The sequence below is a fragment of the uncultured Anaerotruncus sp. genome, from assembly GCF_902490045.1.
GTDB lineage: Bacteria > Bacillota > Clostridia > Oscillospirales > Ruminococcaceae > Anaerotruncus.
Genome location: NZ_CABUCJ010000198.1, coordinates 1 through 2,366, shown reverse-complemented (window position 1 = coordinate 2,366; position 2,366 = coordinate 1). Strand labels below are relative to the sequence as shown.

General features: G+C 65.1%; 4 protein-coding genes. All 4 read right to left on the bottom strand.

Translation table 11 applies throughout. The features are described from left to right. Positions 1–397, bottom strand: a 397-nt coding sequence (locus RDM88_RS12650) for a hypothetical protein (RefSeq protein WP_308755180.1), incomplete at its 3' end; no start/stop codon positions are given. A 20-nt stretch (positions 398–417) separates the two neighbouring features. Then, positions 418–945: a sigma-70 family RNA polymerase sigma factor gene (locus RDM88_RS12645; RefSeq protein WP_308755179.1), complete on the bottom strand. Its 528-nt coding sequence runs from the start codon at positions 943–945 to the stop codon at positions 418–420. Positions 946–1,105: 160 nt separating this feature from the next. Continuing rightward, positions 1,106–1,468 (bottom strand): hypothetical protein, encoded by a 363-nt coding sequence (locus RDM88_RS12640; RefSeq protein ID WP_308755178.1) that lies wholly within the window; start codon positions 1,466–1,468, stop codon positions 1,106–1,108. An 82-nt stretch (positions 1,469–1,550) separates the two neighbouring features. Further along, positions 1,551–2,366: phosphoribosylamine--glycine ligase (gene purD / locus RDM88_RS12635; protein ID WP_308755177.1), on the bottom strand; the 816-nt coding region annotated here is incomplete at its 5' end.

Genomic DNA, 2,366 nt, shown 5'->3' with positions numbered 1-2,366 from the left:
CCCCGCCGTAAGCCGCGGACGCCAGCATCGGCACGGCCTCCTCGGACGGCGCGGCCGCAGCCGGGGCCGGGGCCATGTTGGCCGCCGCCGTCTCCGCCGGGGCCGTCTCTGTCGAAGCGGGGCCGCCGAGCAGGTCGGCGGATTTCGCCGCGCCCGAATTCAAAAACCAGACCGCGCCAAGCACCACCACAAGGCAGGCCGCGACGCTCGCGGCCGCGCGCCACCGGAGAACCTTCCCGGATTTTTCCTCCGGGGCCTCCCCGATCTCCTCCAGCCGCGCGCGCAGCACCTCCGCGTCGAGTGAATGTGGCAGCTTGATGTCACGATTCAGTTCCTCGAACCTGCCGCGCAGAAAATCCAGCGATTCCTGCAGCTCTTCCTGTCTGTCGGGCTTCACGCACATTCACTCCTTTCGGGTTATTTTTCCAGCTGGGCGCGCAGTTTTTTGAGCGTCCGGTGCAGCTTGGAGCTCACGGTGCCCTGCGGCGCTCCCAGGATTTCGGCAGTCTCGCGCACCGTGTAACCCTGCACCACCGCCAGCGCGATGATCTGGCGCTCCTGCGGCGTGAGGGTCTCCAGCGCGGCCACGAGCGCGAGCTTCTGGGTGGAGTGCTCCTCCACGCCCTCTCCTTCCTCGGTGAGGTCGAGGAAATCGTCGATATCCAGCTCGCTGCGCCCCGAGATATACTGTCCGATCTTCCGCTTGCAGCGGATCGAGAGGATCCGCATAATCCACGGCCGGAAGCTGTTGTCGTCCCGCAGGTTCTTGATGCCCTTGAACGCCTCGATAAAGGTTTCGCTTACCACGTCCTGCGCGTCATGGGCATTGCCCAGCGAATAGAGCGCAACACGATAAAGGTCATCAGCGATCTGCTGATAAACCCTTGCAAAACTATCCTTGTCTCCGAGGCGGGCCTCACGCACCGCCGTAACGTCAACAACCATCTTCATTTACCACCATTTTCTTGCAAACGGTTCACTGATATAGTGAAGGGAAAGCTGCAATTTACTGCACATGATTTGGAAAGAATCCAAAAAAGAATGTGTGCGTCGGCAAAGCCAATGCACACATTATAACAAGCATCGCGGAAAAGTGCAACATTCGTCACGCCTCGAGCACGTCGGTCGGGTTCTCCACCGTCAGGATCGCGTAGACGCAGGTGGTCACCACCGACAGAAAGTTCGCCAGCAGGTTGATCTGCGTCTGCGTCAGGTTGTCGCAGAGCACGTTCGCGACGGTCGCCGCCGCATAGACGAACTGCGCGCCCTGGCCGCTCTGGGCCTGCGGCCCGGTGGGCCGCGTGGAACCGGTGGAGCCCGTTGGGCCCGTGGCGGAGAGCGGCCCCGCCGGGGAGGCCTGCCCCGCGGCTTCCGCCGCCGCCTGCGCGGCGCGGTTGGCCTGCGCGTCCGAGACGAACACCCCTTCGATCCCCGCGGCTCCGACCACGCCTTCCGAACCTGTCGCCATGCGCACCACCTCCCCTACAGTCTATGCGGGCGGGCGGCCGCGCGCCAAAAAAGGAAGGCCGCTTGCGGCCTTCCTTTTTTTGTTACCTGTGGTTGCGCGCGCCGATGTCCCGGCGGAAATGCACGCCCTCGAACCGGACGCCCTCCGCCGCGCGGTAGGCGTTTTGCAGCGCCTCTTCGGCGGTCGGGGCCGTGCAGGTGATCCCCAGCACACGGCCGCCCGCCGTCCTGTAGACACCGTCCTCAAGCCGGGTGCCCGCGTGGTAGACGGTCGCGCCCGGGACCTGCCCGTCCGCGCCGAGCCCTTCGATCGCCAGACCTGTCCGGTACTTGAGCGGGTAGCCGCCGCTCGCGAGCACGACGCACGCCGCGTTTTTACCGGAAAATTCCACCGGAAGCTCCCCGAGCCGGTGTTCGTCGATCGCCAGCATGATCTCCAGCAGGTCGGTTTTGAGCAGCGGCAGCACCACCTGCGTCTCGGGATCGCCGAAGCGGCAGTTGTACTCGATCACCTTCGGGCCGTCCGGCGTGAGCATGAGCCCGAAATAGAGGCATCCCGAGAAGGGGCAGCCCTCCGCCCGCATCGCTGCGAGGGTGGGCTTGAAGATACGCTCCATGCACTCGGCGGCGATCTCCGGGGTGTAGCAGGCGTTGGGCGCGACGGTGCCCATGCCGCCCGTGTTGGGACCCTCGTCCCCGTCATAGGCGCGCTTGTGGTCCATCGACGAGACCATCGGCGCCACCGTGTCCCCGTCGCAGAAGGCGAGCACGCTCACCTCGGGACCGGTCAGGAATTCCTCGACGACGATGCGGTTGCCCGACGCGCCGAAGAGCTTGTCCTCCATGATCGAGCGGACCGCGTCCTTCGCCTCGGCGAGGTCGCGCGCGATGATGACCCC

Excerpts from the sequence above, each read along its gene's own strand:
- RDM88_RS12645 (WP_308755179.1), bottom strand. The coding sequence starts at position 945 with ATGGTTGTTGACGTTACGGCGGTGCGTGAGGCCCGCCTCGGAGACAAG.
- RDM88_RS12640 (WP_308755178.1), bottom strand. The coding sequence starts at position 1,468 with ATGGCGACAGGTTCGGAAGGCGTGGTCGGAGCCGCGGGGATCGAAGGG.